The organism is Pseudomonas sp. R2-60-08W, from assembly GCF_003852335.1.
Classification (GTDB): domain Bacteria; phylum Pseudomonadota; class Gammaproteobacteria; order Pseudomonadales; family Pseudomonadaceae; genus Aquipseudomonas.
Window position 1 is genome coordinate 4,760,799 of the sequence record NZ_CP027731.1, and the last position, 12,261, is coordinate 4,773,059.

The following is a 12,261-nucleotide window of genomic DNA, read 5'->3' on the forward strand; positions in this document are numbered from 1 at the left end:
CCGCGATTAAGGTTGGCCTACTTCGCTCCGATGGGCGAAGTCATCCTCTCCTGATAGAAGGAAACATCCATGGTCAGCGGAATCAACCCCTCACTGGGCAGCTTTCAATACCCACCTCTGCAACAGGATGATGCAGAGCCCCAGCGTAGGAAACGCAGCACCGACACCACACACATGCAGCTCAATGCCGCCGAGCCTGAAGGCATGGCGAACAATGACCGAAGCAAAAACAGAGGCGGCGGGCTCGACAGCCTGGGTCGAGGCAACCTCCTTTAACTAGCCGTGTACGAAGGGCAGTGCACGGCCCTTCGTACATCCCTCCTTAACAAAACCATCACATTCACTCGCTTAAACTCGCCGGTTCAATCCAGCCTGGGGCCACTGCCTGCATGCCGCACTCCGACACACTGCCCGCCGTATTAGCCGGCCCACTGCTGCGACGTCTCGAAGCTCGGCGCCTGGTGTTGTGGCTGGTAGGAAGTCGAGCACTGGCACTGACGCTGAAGCTGCACCTGCCGGCGCAAACACTGGAAATCGCCCTGGACCAGTGCCAGGTGGTACCCGTGGGGCGCCAAGCGTTTATTCATTTGATCGATGTGGCGCTGGACGAAGCGCTGCCTTTGGACGTGGAGATCAGCTACGACCTGCTGTTTGACGACACCGGCATCGCCGACTGGGCACCGCACCTGCTGTACGCGAATGCTCAATACCCCAGTTTCGTGTTGCATAGCCGTATCCATCAGTTGGTGCACGGCTCATGCCGCAAACCCCATCACAGTGCCGACGAAGGATTGCTGTGCGTCGACCGTCTGCTGGCCGAGGCCAAAACCCCGGCCGAACGTCCGGCCCTGTTGATGATGAGCGGCGATCAGGTCTATGCCGACGATGTCGCCGGGCCGATGCTGCGGGCGATTCATGGGTTGATAGCACGGCTGGGCCTGTTCGATGAATACCTCGAAGGCGCTGTGGTCGATGACAGCGCCAGCCTCTATGGGCATCCGGCCAGTTATTATCACCGTGCCGATTTACTGCCGGCCTTGGACAGCAACGAGACCTTGCGCGAGCGCTTCTTTGGCGGCGTGAAAAAGCCGATTTTCACCAGCAGCACCGCCGACAACCACCTGGTGACCTTTGCCGAAGTCATCGCGATGTACCTGCTGGTGTGGTCGCCCACGCCCTGGGCGCTGACCACGCTTCAGGGCCCACCACTGAGCCTGGAACGACAGCAGCGCTACGCCCGCGAAAAGGTCCAGATCGAGCGATTCCGCGACAGCCTGCCCGGTGCCGCGCGGGTATTTGCCCACCTGTCGACCTTGATGATCTTTGACGACCATGACATCACCGACGACTGGAACCTCAGCGCCCAATGGGAAGAAACCGCCTACGGCCACCCCTTCTCCAAACGCATCATCGGCAACGCCCTGTTGGCCTACCTGTTATGCCAGGGCTGGGGCAACCAGCCGGATGCGTTTGTCGAACTGGTGAGCCAGACCCAAGCGTTGACCACCCAGGTCCAGGCCAACCACCTGGACGCAGCCGCGCAGAACGAATTACTCGAGGCGCTGCGTAAATTCCAACACTGGCACTACGTACTGCCTACCACCCCCGCGTTGGTGGTGCTCGACACCCGCACCCGACGCTGGCGCAGCGAGTTCACCCTCAAGCAACCTTCCGGCCTGCTGGATTGGGAAGCCCTGAGCGAATTGCAGCAGGAGCTGCTCGACCACCCTTCGGCCATCATCGTCTCGCCTGCACCGGTTTTCGGCGTGAAGCTGATCGAGACCGTGCAAAAGGTATTCAGCTGGTGCGGTTACCCGCTGCTGGTAGACGCTGAAAACTGGATGGCCCATCGCGGCGCCGCCCAGGTGATTCTCAACATCTTCCGCCATTCCCGCACACCGGGTAACTACGTGATTCTGTCGGGCGACGTGCATTATTCGTTCGTCTACGAAGTGTTGATCCGCCACCGAAACGGTGGCCCCAGGATCTGGCAAATCACCAGCAGCGGCATCAAGAACGAATTCCCACCACGCCTGCTCGAATGGTTCGACCGTCTCAACCGCTGGCTCTACTCCCCACGCTCGCCGCTGAACTGGTTTACCCGGCGCCGCACCATGCAGGTGGTACCGCACATTCCGGAACATGCCGAAGCCGGCGAGCGGCTATGGAATTCAGCCGGGATCGGCCAAGTGTTTTTCAATGGGCAGGGCCAGCCCGAGGCGATTTACCAGCACAACGCGGATGGCAAACCTCGGACGGAAATGATTGCGCCACGCCCCTGAAACAGTCCGCCTGCCCTATTCAAAGCCCGCCAACCACGCTGTACAGTAGCGTCAGCCACGGAGTATCGGCGTCAACGACAGCTGGCCTTGAAAGCCCGCTCATGCAGGAAGCGTGTAATGGACGATACAGCCGACACCGAACCGCTGCGTAATGACCTTGCCGATATCAGCACCGACATGTTGCATGCCATCATGGAACTGGTCAGCGACGGGATATGGGATTGGAATGCCAATACCGGGTTCGTCTACCGCAATCCCGGCTGGTACGAAATGCTTGGCTATCCGCGTCACTCCCTGGAAAACAGCGTATTCACCTGGGAAAGCGTGATCCATCCCGAGGATTATCCCCATGTGATGGCCGGATTTGATGACTATGTCTGCCAACGCGCGCCCCAGTACCGAGCCGAATACCGCTGTCGAAAACACGACGGTACGTTCCTCTGGATCGAGGACCGTGGCTACATCATTGCGCGCAATCCCGACACTTCGGTAGCGCGCATGGTGGGCGCACACCGCGATATACATGCACGCAAATGCTCGATTGAACGTCTTCAAAAGCGTAACCGCTCCCTTGAGACCTTGGTGCTCGAGCGCACCCTTGAATTGTCGCGCGTCAATCAGCAGTTGCAATTGCAACTGGTCGAAAACCGCTCCCTGGCCGAACGGGATGCCCTGACGCGCATCGCCAACCGTTATCGCCTGGAAAAGTGATGCTCCAGGAATGCGACCGCGCCGAGCGCTTTCGCTTGCCATTGGCGCTGGTGGCTATGGATATCGATGACTTCAAGCCGATCAATGACCGATACGGCCATGGCGTAGGCGACCAGACGCTGATCCAGGTAGTGGAAGGCCTGGAAACCTGCGTACGTGCCGGTAATTTGCTGGCCCGCTGGGGCGGCGATGAATTTATGCTGGTCTTGCCCAACAGCTCTCTGCAGACGGCGAAGGAACAGGCCGAACGTGTGCGCCACACAATCCAGAACCTGTTCGCCGCCGCTGATCCCAAGATAACCCTGAGCCTGGGCGTGGTGGAACGGCGGGTGGGGGAGTCACCGGCAGCCCTGATGGCGCGCGCCGATCAGGCGTTATATCGATCCAAGGCGGCGGGGAAGAATGGAGTCTCGGAATGAATGATCCCGACTTTTAATAATGACCCGGCGACTTTATTTCGTTTGCGGCAGAGGCGCTCACGCAGCTTAGATAAACCGAGCCCATTACTGCCGAGTCAACGATTCATGAGCCGCGAAACGATCAGCCAATCGATTTCCATCGTCCATCCCATCAACCTCAGCCATGGAAAAAACGCTGAGGTCTGGGACACCGCAGGTAAGCGCTATATCGATTTTATCGGCGGCATCGGCGTACTCAACCTAGGCCATTGTCACCCCACCGTGGTGGACGCGATTCGTGAGCAGGCGACCAGACTCACCCACTACGCGTTCAACGCCGCGCCGCACATGCCCTACATCGATTTGATGGAGCGCCTGACCGCGTTTATTCCGGTGAGCTATCCAGTCAGCGGCATGCTCACCAACAGCGGCGCTGAGGCCGCGGAAAATGCCTTAAAGATTGTGCGCGGCGCCACTGGCCGCACGGCGGTGATTGCTTTTGACGGCGCGTTTCATGGGCGCACCCTGGCCACCCTCAACCTCAATGGCAAGGTCGCGCCGTACAAGCAAAAAGTCGGCGTACTACCCGGCCCGGTGTATCACCTGCCCTACCCCAGCGCCGACAACGGCGTCACCTGTGCCGAAGCGCTGAAGGCCATGGACCGTCTGTTCAGTGTGGAAATCGACGTCAACGATGTAGCCTGTTTCATCATTGAACCGGTACAAGGCGAAGGCGGTTTCCTCGCCCTGGATACCGAATTCGCCCAGGCCCTGCGCCGTTTTTGTGACGAGAACAATACCCTCTTGATCGCCGACGAAATCCAGTCCGGTTTCGGTCGCACCGGGCAGCGATTCGCCTTCTCGCGCCTGGGCATTGAACCTGACCTGATCCTGCTCGGCAAAAGCATCGCCGGCGGTGTGCCGCTGGGGGCGGTGGTGGGACGCAAGGCATTGATGGACAACCTGCCCAAGGGCGGTCTGGGGGGTACCTATTCCGGCAATCCCATCGCCTGCGCCGCCGCGTTGGCAACCCTCGATGTGATGACCGATGAACACCTGCAGGTATGGGGCTCCCGGCAGGAGGAGGCGATCGTGCGACGTTACCAAGCGTGGCGCGCACAGCACCTGTCGCCGTATCTGGGCCGCCTCACCGGTGTCGGCGCGATGCGCGGCATTGAACTGGCGCATGCCGACGGCACGCCCGCCGCCAAGCAACTGACCCAATTGCTGAGCCTGGCGCGGGCTGCCGGCCTGCTGCTGATGCCCAGCGGCAAGTCACGGCATATCATCCGCTTGCTGGCACCGCTGACCATCGAGCCGGCCGTGCTGGAGGAAGGCCTGGATAAGCTTGAAGCGTGCCTCAAGCAGCTGGACTGATTGCATACGTTCGCTGAGCCGTCTGACGCAGGCGCCTTGACCTGACTCCCCGGCCCCCTGAAAATGCCCGACGCTTTTTTGTCTCTCCGTTTACTGAAGTAGTGAAATTTCAATGTCCGATGCGTACACCGCTGAATCCGCCGAAGCCTCCGTCGTCGTCTCGCACGCCAAAGCCGAGTATGAAAACGCCATCAATCTTTCACAGCATGTGCCAGCGGCCAAGATCATCAGCGAAATGGTGCTGGACGCGTTTCACACTTCCAAGGAAAGCGACCAGATCCGCGAGTTGCGCGTGGCCATTCGTCAGGCCCATGACGCCTTCGACGATGACAAAGCCTACGACCTCATGGGCCAGCTCAAGCAATTGAAGGACGCCGAAGCCGCCGACAACGCTGCCCTGGAAGACCTGAGCAGCAAGTTCTCCATCAGCCGCCTGCTGTCCAGCTTCAAGGACGACCCCGAATTCCAGGAGCTGGTCTACGGCCTGGCCCTCAAGGTGCTGAACCAGTCGCACCAGGCCATCAGCAACCCGAGCGCCGGCAAGGGCAAGGCTGCACGCGCCAAGAAGGACGCCGAGGTATTTGTGATCAGCAAGGATGGCATCAGCGTCACCCTGCCGCTGCGCACACCGCGTTCCAAGCTCAATGTGGACCGCGAAGCGCTGGAGTTCCTGGGCCTTACCTTTGTAGGTGAAGGCAGCGAGGCGGAGCTGGAAAGTGACACCTTCGTTGATAACAGCGGCGTGGAGCAGCCGGTCACGCGCAAGAGCATTGTGACCGCACTGCAACAGCAAAGCGCTTTTGACGGTTACTCCATCGCCGCCCAGTAAGCGCCGAAGCTATAGGCTGCGCAGGATGACCAGCGCCTGCTCGACTTGGGCGAGGGTGATATGCCGGCCCACCGAGGCACGCACGAAGTGGCTGACGCCCAGGTCCTTGAGCAGCAACGGGGTATGGGCGGCAGTTCCGGCCCAGAGGTTGAGCCCCTGCGCACGGGCCTGGTCGACAAATGCCTTGGCCGGCACGTTGTGTGGCACGAACGAGACAATCCCGGTCTGTTCGAACTGGTCACACATCAGCGTTAACTGCGGCAGGCGCCGCAACGCCTGCGCCAGCAGCGCATAGGGCTCCGTGCTCACCTGCCCGCCGCCTACTTGCAGGTATTCCTGCACCGCCGTGTGCAAACCCACCAGGGCCGAAAGGCTCTTTTCTGCGATCTCCAGCACCCGAGCGCCGGACGCATCCACCTGGTTGACCTGACCATCGGTGCTGGCGGCGTGCAGGTCTGCAAAATTCAGCTGCAATTGGCTCAGCAGGCGTGGCGACACATAAGCAATCCCGCTGCCACGGGGCCCACAGAGAAACTTGCGCCCCGCGCCTGTCAATAAATCACAGTGCATATCACGCACATCCAGCGGCAACTGCCCCAGCGATTGGCACGCATCCACCACATACAGTGCGTTCGAACCTTGGAGCAGCGCGCCCAGCGCTTCCACCGGGTTGATCACCCCGCAGCACGACGGCAGGTGCGACACGCTGACAAGAAACACATCGTCGTCCAGATGACGCCGCACCCAATCCAGGTCCAGCGGGCTGGTGGCCGTGGTTGGGATCACTTCAACGCGAATCTCACGCGAGAGCTTGAGGTAGTTGAAAAAGATCAGGTTCGCGGCGTATTCCGAGGTCGACACCCACACCCGCTTACCTCGGGGAAATTGCAGCTTGCCGAGAATGCTGGTCCAGGCCTCGGTGGCGCTGCTGAAAAAGCCAATCTGCGCAGGCTCTGCATTCAACAGCTTGGCCACCAGGCGGTACAGGTCGACGTTGAGCAGCGCCTCGTAGGCCAGCTCGGTTTCATAGCTGCCCATTTGCGCTTCTGTGGCGGTAAAACTCTGGATCGCATTCAGCGTGGCCGGTGACATCAGGCCCGCGCCAGCGGTGTTCAGATGAATCCTGTTCATTTCATGCTTCCTTGTTCCACAAGACAGCCGAGCCTTTCATCACGCCTACCGCCACCGCGAACAGCAGCAATATCGTGCCCGCCAGCAGCCACGGCGAAGGCAGCGAGGGCTGTGACACCAGCATGAACGCCAGCGAAGGCGTGATCATCACGCCGATGTTCACCCCCGCCGAGTAATAGCCGAGGTTGCGGTCCACGGTGTGACGGCTGGAGATACTGCTGACGTAATGGGTGATGCCGGGAAAGACGATCATCTCGCCCAGGCTCCAGAGCACCGTAGCCACCAGCAACAGCGCGCCGATATGGCTGAAGCCCATCAGGAAGAACCCCACGCCAGCGACGAGAAACCCAGCCACCAGCGACCGGCTGCTCGACAGGTGCGACATACGTTGGTTGATCGGCACTTCGAACAGAATCACCAGCAGTGCATTGATGAAAAAGATGATCCCGACGTAGTACGCCGGCAACTCGGTGTAATTGATGATGTAGGCCGACAGAAACGTCGGCGGCAGCGCATAGGCCACGTGCACCGGCAATGCCGCCAGCAGAATCACCAGCAAGCGCGAGCGCTCGTGCACTGCGCTCTCCGGCAAGCCGTTGCCCTTGCTGACGACGGTAGCCCCTTGCACCACCGGCACCGCTCGCCCGAACCGCAGGCAGGCAACGAAGGCCACCAGGGACAACGCCGCGTTGAGGTAGAACACCGCGTCGGCGTTACTCAAGAAAATCAGGCTGCCCAACAGCGGCCCGATCGCCATGCCGATGTTGATCGCCAAACGGTTGCAAGAGAACGCCACTTTGCGCGATTCACTGCTGCTGTGAGTGACCGTTTCGGAGAACGTCGCCGGCGTGAATGCCTCGTAGCAGGCCCCCCACAGAAACGACAGCACAAACAGCAGCGCCGTGTTATCCACCGATGGAATGATCAGCAGCAGCAGCGCGTTAAGCAGCAACGAGCCGAGGATCACCCGATTGGCGGAAAACCGCTTGATCACCCCGCCGATGATCAAGTCCACAAACAGTGCGCCCGCGCCATAAACGCCCACCAGCAACCCTGCGGTTGCCGCCGACACGGCGTGCTGATGAATCAGATACGCCGCATAGAAAGGGAACGCCATGGTGCCCATGCGGAACACCAGGGTGATCAGGAACAGCAACTGCAAGCGAGCGTTGAGCCCGCGCAACGCGCGATAAGTGCCTATCATCAGCGAATCACATAGACGTTGTCTTTGTACTGGCGGATCTGCTCGTAATCCTGGTCGATAGTGCCCTGGCTATCCGATACCAGAAACACCCGCAGCGGGCTGCTGAGCAGGTCCACGGTCTTTTTCATCAGCTTGCCGGCCTTGTATTTGACGCTTAGCTTATGCACCGAAGGCAACGCCTCGATCCGGTGAATGGCCGATTCATTGAATCCGGTGACCTCGCCTTGCAGCGTGGTGTCGGTGTTGATGACACAAGCCTCCTTGAGCTTGTGGTAGCGCTTGCCGGCGTAGTTGGCCTTGAACGCCTCACCGTCGCAGTACGCCAGGTAGGTGAGCTGCGCCTGGTTGCCGCCCAGGCTGATGTCATGGAACCTTGGTTCCATGTTGCCGTTCAGGCGAGCACCGACTTCCACCAGCGCGGGGCCGGCTTCGGTGAGGATCACTTCCGAATGGGCCGGGCCGTTATCGATACCCAGCGCCTTGAGCGCCTTCACGATGTAGTCCACCAGCACGTTGGCCTCGGCGCTGTCCGGGGCAATCAGCACGTCGCGGTCGTAGATGTTCTTGCCGCCGCTGATTTCACGCTTCACATAGCGCCAGATCCCGCACACGTAAGTCTGCCCATCACGGCTGACGGTATCGACGATGTACTCCGGACCCTTGAGGTAGGACTGACAAAGAATTTCCGTGTTGGGCAGACCGAAGATATCCGGGTTGGACACCACCTCCTCACAGGCGCGCTTGACGTCCTCGAGGTTGTGGCAGATCGAAACCCCGTCGGTGGATGCCGAACTCAGCGGTTTGATCACGCAGGGAAACACCTGACCGGCCTCGACCCAGGCCAACAGCTCGGCGGGGTCCGAGGATTTGATCTGGCGTGCGGTCAACAGGCCTGCGGCGGCGACTTTGTTGATCATTTCAAACTTGTCGCGGCGAGCGCGTGAGCCTGCACTGCCGTTGGAGGTGGACAGTTGCAACTGTTCACTCAAGTAATCGGCGAATGGCACGCCCGGCTCCTGGCCGGCAATGACGGCGACTACGTTGAACTCACGCAAGCGTCGCACTATATCCTCGGCGTTGTCGTTGAGTGCCAGGTTGTGCTCGAACTCAGACAGGTTCGGCCCGAGCATGCTTGGCATCAGCTCGGGTGTACTCTGTACATGGATCAGGCTGAAACCGGCATCCCGGAAATACTGCGGCAGGAAATTACCGCTCGAGTAGACATCCACCAATGCGACGTACTGCTTCATAAGAATGTCCTTTTCAGTAATGAGTGGCGGTTTCAGAGGCCCGTGGCGAAGCCACGTCATCCAGCGCCAGGAAAATGTTCTGCGGGAACTCAGCCACACGGTGCAACAGGTGCAAGTACCAGTTGGTGCCGTAAACCGCCGACACCCGGGCCTTGACCTGGCCCTGGTCTTTTACCGCCTTGATCAGCTCAGGACGCACACCGTGGAGCATCTCCAGCTCACCTCGGTCAGCGATGTGGCTGGTGAGGATTTCTTCAATCAGCAGCGGGTCCTGGGTGGCGAAAGCAAACTGCCCGCGGCCACCATTGATGCGGTCCAGCAGCCCCAGGTAACGCTCGTTGAGCGCCTCGCCACGGGGTAAAGCAATGGCGGCAGGCTCAGCATAGACGCCTTTGACCAGGCGCACCTTGCAGCCGGTTTCCAGCACCGCTCCCAGGTCATCCGGGGTTCGGTTCAACTGCGCCTGGAGGGTGATGCCCACGTTGGGAAAACGCCCGCTCAGGTGCAGGAAGATCTCAAGGATCGAATCCGTCCATTGGGAGCGCTCCATGCTGATGATCACACCGACATCCTTATCGGCTGCATGGGCCAGGATCTTCGAGCAGTTCTCGACTGCCAGCTCGCGGGAAATGATGGTACCGACGTTCGACAAATCGAACCCCAACTGAGGAGGTTCGCCGAGCTTGGGATGCTGGGCGATCAAGTCGATCAGCTGCAGGTATTCATCGGTTGCCGTGGTCACCTCGGCCAGCGTCGTCGCTTCCTCACCGACGAACTCGACACCGGTGCGATAGCCTTTGGCCAATAGGGCCCCAAGTTTGTCGAGCATCTCCAGGCGGTCTTCGGAAATGATGTAGCGGAGCGCCGCAGGTCGCAGGAAATCACGCAGCGTCTCGCTCTCCAGGAACAAGTCGCGGTAGGTCTTGTTCGCCGCCAGTTTCTTCAGGGCCAGGGTTGCCAGCAGGCTGTTATCTGTCGTGTTCATGGCATTAAACCCCGTAGGACTGGTTGAGCATGCGACGTGCGAAACTCGAATCGTCGTTGTGGTTGGCGATCTTGTGGGCGCGGAATTTGGCCGCGTAACTGAGCAGGGTTTCCTTGTGGCGGCTATGCCGGTCACGGGTAAAAATCCCCGCCCACAGGTTGTCCCAGCGTGCGTACTCGGGGTGCGACATCAGCAGTTTATGGGCCTTGCGCATGTTCCAGTGGGGAATCGACGGGTGCAGGTGGTGCACAAGGTGGTAGTTATCGTCGTGGCGGCCGAAAAAGAAGTTTTCCAGCGCGTTGCCTTTACGGTTACGGGTCAGCAGCAGCTTTTCGCTTTCAACGGCGGGCAACGGATAGTGCTCGGCCAGCTCGATGATCCAGCCCACAGCCACGGCGGCCGTGAACAGCGGCACGAACCAGAACAGCACCAGTTCAACCGCAAGGCCAAACCAGGCAACCACTGCAAAAATCACTGCCCAGTAGGCCCACATCAGCACGCGTTCCTTGCGGATGCGTGCGTCCTGGCCCTGGAGCCGGTCCTTGACGATGTACTTGATGTATTGAAGGGTGCGGTAACCCGATAACGCCATCACCACGTTCTTCAGGAAGAACTCGCGCTCGCTTTGCTGGAGGTCGTACAGGCCGCACTTGAGATGGAAATTGTAGTCCGGGTCTTTTTCCGGGTGCCCCAGGTGCACATGGTGGTTTTTGACGTGCGAGGTGCTGTAGGACTGGTAAAGATGGAAGATCAGGTACCCCGAGAGAAAGGTACCGGCAAACCAGTTGATCGCCCGGTTTTTCGCCAACAGTTTGTGACTTGACTCGTGCAACACGTTCGCCAGGGCACGTTGAGTGGTGCCGATGAGAAACAGCGAAACGGGATAAAACCAATAGCTGACGCCCACGGACAGATAAATGGCAAAGGCGATGATTGAATAATCCTTACCCAGTGCGATGGCCCAATGGTAGTTATCTTTCTTGCACAGGTGCTTGAGCATCCCGAAGGTTTCACGGGAAATACCCCCGGCGTAATCGCCAGCAGGTTCTTTGTTTTTATCGACCAGCATAATCACTCCATAATTAAGCGGCACGCTGCAACACGCCTATCGCCTAGAGCGACGATGATTTTTTGGGATGTTGCGGCTCTTGTTTTTTTTTGCCTGAGCTAAACTCATTGGCTGCAAAAAAACTAAAGCACCGCTTGAAAGTGAACAAGCTGCCCTTTTAGACAGGTAGCGCCAAATCACACGCGCACGCGCACGCCCGCCGGTAATAAATCATCGGCGGGCGTGGCAATGGAAAAAGAAGTACCGGCGAATCAGGCCTGTTCGCGGATATAGCCCAGCTGCAAGGCTTTGCGAATGGCGGACTTGCCGTTGGGCACATTCAGCTTGCTGAAGATATTCTTCATATGGAACTTGACCGTACGCGGGCTCATTGAGACCAGAAGCGCTATTTCGTTATAGGTCTTGCCCTGACTGGTCCAGGACAACACCTGCGTTTCCCGAGGTGTCAGCACGGTTTCCGGTACAACCGGCGGGAGCACGGTGGTGCTTTCCAACGCCTCGTCGTAAACCGAGACCAGCAGCATCTGCAGTTCACTTTTGTTGGCCAGCACTCGTTCGCGAAACTGTTGATGTTCGCCAAAGCTGCACAGGTTGAGGATGGAATAGAAGCCCCGGTTACCATGCACGATAAAACTGGCGCCCTCGCCGACGGGGGCACAGGGCCCAGGCACCGGGACCGCGTCTGCAGCGGGCGCAAGGATGTTTTCATCGCTCCAGAAAAACGGTTTTATGCGGCGTTTGGATAAGGACAGCAATTGACCGCGTTGGTAAAAGTCATCTGCAGCGTCACCACGGTCCAGCGCGTCGGGGTAGTTAGTGATGATTTCCGCTTCATCCAGCGTCGGCCCACACTGATAGACCTCGAAATGCCCGAGGCCGCGTCGGCTCAGCTCAACATCGAGCAATTGGCGCACATCGGCGGGCTGCATGAGCGTATTGTTATTGGCTTGACCATCGCTTCGCATGACTATCGTCCCTGATGAGTGACAACGGGTGAGGTTAGCGACCTGACCGGAGTGCTTCAA

The 12,261-nt window shown here is 59.2% G+C and carries 10 protein-coding genes and 1 pseudogene; 5 read left to right on the forward strand and 6 right to left on the reverse strand.

Annotation, left to right across the window (positions count from 1 at the left end):
• Positions 1-69: 69 nt before the first annotated feature.
• The 5 genes and pseudogenes from C4J90_RS21725 to C4J90_RS21745 all read left to right on the forward strand — a co-directional run bounded on the left by C4J90_RS21725 (position 70) and on the right by C4J90_RS21745 (position 5,597).
• Positions 70-276, forward strand: coding sequence for a hypothetical protein (locus C4J90_RS21725; protein WP_124364328.1), 207 nt, complete (start codon positions 70-72; stop codon positions 274-276).
• A 113-nt stretch (positions 277-389) separates the two neighbouring features.
• Positions 390-2,282, forward strand: coding sequence for an alkaline phosphatase D family protein (locus tag C4J90_RS21730; protein ID WP_124420789.1), 1,893 nt, complete (start codon positions 390-392; stop codon positions 2,280-2,282).
• A 117-nt stretch (positions 2,283-2,399) separates the two neighbouring features.
• A pseudogene (locus C4J90_RS21735) lies at positions 2,400-3,412 on the forward strand (diguanylate cyclase domain-containing protein).
• Between the two features lie 105 nt (positions 3,413-3,517).
• Complete coding sequence (locus C4J90_RS21740) at positions 3,518-4,768, forward strand: aspartate aminotransferase family protein (RefSeq protein ID WP_124420790.1); 1,251 nt, start codon at positions 3,518-3,520, stop codon at positions 4,766-4,768.
• 112 nt (positions 4,769-4,880) lie between these two features.
• Positions 4,881-5,597, forward strand: a complete 717-nt coding sequence (locus tag C4J90_RS21745; protein ID WP_124420791.1) for a hypothetical protein — start codon at positions 4,881-4,883, stop codon at positions 5,595-5,597.
• A 9-nt stretch (positions 5,598-5,606) separates the two neighbouring features.
• Here the strand turns inward: C4J90_RS21745 and C4J90_RS21750 are convergent, their stop codons facing one another.
• From C4J90_RS21750 to C4J90_RS21775, 6 genes are all read right to left on the reverse strand, one after another.
• The gene (locus C4J90_RS21750) at positions 5,607-6,728 is read right to left on the reverse strand and encodes an aminotransferase class V-fold PLP-dependent enzyme (protein WP_124420792.1); all 1,122 of its coding nucleotides are present in this window, start codon (positions 6,726-6,728) and stop codon (positions 5,607-5,609) included.
• Between the two features lies 1 nt (position 6,729).
• Positions 6,730-7,932: an MFS transporter gene (locus C4J90_RS21755; protein ID WP_124420793.1), complete on the reverse strand. Its 1,203-nt coding sequence runs from the start codon at positions 7,930-7,932 to the stop codon at positions 6,730-6,732.
• Positions 7,932-9,182 (reverse strand): ATP-grasp domain-containing protein, encoded by a 1,251-nt coding sequence (locus C4J90_RS21760; RefSeq protein ID WP_124364335.1) that lies wholly within the window; start codon positions 9,180-9,182, stop codon positions 7,932-7,934. Before C4J90_RS21760 ends, C4J90_RS21755 begins: the two co-directional genes overlap by 1 nt.
• 13 nt (positions 9,183-9,195) lie before the next feature.
• Positions 9,196-10,167, reverse strand: a complete 972-nt coding sequence (locus C4J90_RS21765; RefSeq protein ID WP_124364336.1) for a proline dehydrogenase family protein — start codon at positions 10,165-10,167, stop codon at positions 9,196-9,198.
• 4 nt (positions 10,168-10,171) lie between these two features.
• Positions 10,172-11,236, reverse strand: coding sequence for a fatty acid desaturase family protein (locus C4J90_RS21770; protein ID WP_124420794.1), 1,065 nt, complete (start codon positions 11,234-11,236; stop codon positions 10,172-10,174).
• A gap of 251 nt (positions 11,237-11,487) precedes the next feature.
• The gene (locus tag C4J90_RS21775; RefSeq protein WP_124364338.1) at positions 11,488-12,201 is read right to left on the reverse strand and encodes a helix-turn-helix transcriptional regulator; all 714 of its coding nucleotides are present in this window, start codon (positions 12,199-12,201) and stop codon (positions 11,488-11,490) included.
• Positions 12,202-12,261 lie beyond the last annotated feature (60 nt).

Bases quoted from the DNA above. Each gene is read 5' to 3' on its own strand.
- C4J90_RS21760 (WP_124364335.1), bottom strand. From the start codon at position 9,182: ATGAAGCAGTACGTCGCATTGGTGGATGTCTACTCGAGCGGTAATTTC.
- C4J90_RS21755 (WP_124420793.1), bottom strand. From the start codon at position 7,932: ATGATAGGCACTTATCGCGCGTTGCGCGGGCTCAACGCTCGCTTGCAG.
- C4J90_RS21775 (WP_124364338.1), bottom strand. From the start codon at position 12,201: ATGCGAAGCGATGGTCAAGCCAATAACAATACGCTCATGCAGCCCGCC.
- C4J90_RS21770 (WP_124420794.1), bottom strand. From the start codon at position 11,236: ATGCTGGTCGATAAAAACAAAGAACCTGCTGGCGATTACGCCGGGGGT.
- C4J90_RS21725 (WP_124364328.1), top strand. From the start codon at position 70: ATGGTCAGCGGAATCAACCCCTCACTGGGCAGCTTTCAATACCCACCT.
- C4J90_RS21765 (WP_124364336.1), bottom strand. From the start codon at position 10,167: ATGAACACGACAGATAACAGCCTGCTGGCAACCCTGGCCCTGAAGAAA.
- C4J90_RS21750 (WP_124420792.1), bottom strand. From the start codon at position 6,728: ATGAACAGGATTCATCTGAACACCGCTGGCGCGGGCCTGATGTCACCG.
- C4J90_RS21740 (WP_124420790.1), top strand. From the start codon at position 3,518: ATGAGCCGCGAAACGATCAGCCAATCGATTTCCATCGTCCATCCCATC.
- C4J90_RS21730 (WP_124420789.1), top strand. From the start codon at position 390: ATGCCGCACTCCGACACACTGCCCGCCGTATTAGCCGGCCCACTGCTG.
- C4J90_RS21745 (WP_124420791.1), top strand. From the start codon at position 4,881: ATGTCCGATGCGTACACCGCTGAATCCGCCGAAGCCTCCGTCGTCGTC.